Annotated in this window: 1 protein-coding gene; it reads left to right on the top strand. The window is 61.4% G+C overall.

What is annotated here, in order from left to right; genetic code table 11:
* Window positions 1-65 precede the first annotated feature (65 nt).
* Window positions 66-568 (top strand): transposase (locus QP996_RS11755; RefSeq protein WP_284872813.1); only part of this gene is annotated, 503 nt, incomplete at its 3' end.

Raw genomic sequence — 568 nt, 5'->3', positions numbered from 1 at the left:
CAGGGGCGGCCACCGCCAGTAACCTTTCGACTCAACTACCACATCTCACCGAAAGGCACATGACGATGACCGCTGCACCGCATTCTATCGACCCGACAACCTATCTGGATGATCTGCTCGCTCAAGCCTCCCCGGATCTGATGCGCCAGATGCTGCAAGGGTTTATCAACCAGATCCTCTCCGCCCAGGCCGACACCGTCTGCGGCGCCGAATACGGTGTCGCTTCCACCGAGCGGGTCAACCACCGCAACGGGTACCGCCACCGCGACCTCGACACCCGTGTCGGCACGATCGACGTGGCAGTGCCGAAGCTGCGCCACGGCGCGTTCTTCCCGGACTGGCTGCTCGAGCGCCGCTCACGGGCTGAACGGGCACTATCGACTGTGATTGCCACCTGCTACCTCAAAGGGGTCTCCACCCGCAGGATGAACGATCTGGTGGCAACCCTTGGGATTTCTAACCTGTCGAAATCACAAGTCTCGCGCATGTCCGAAGAACTCGACGAGATGGTCGCAGACTTCAGAAACCGTCCCCTGGATCCCGGCGGGTACGCCTACCTGTCGTGCGA

This window comes from Corynebacterium sp. MSK008, assembly GCF_030232585.1.
Taxonomy (GTDB): domain Bacteria; phylum Actinomycetota; class Actinomycetes; order Mycobacteriales; family Mycobacteriaceae; genus Corynebacterium.
The sequence above is the reverse complement of the archived record's forward strand: the minus strand, read 5'-3'. Positions and strand labels throughout refer to the sequence as shown.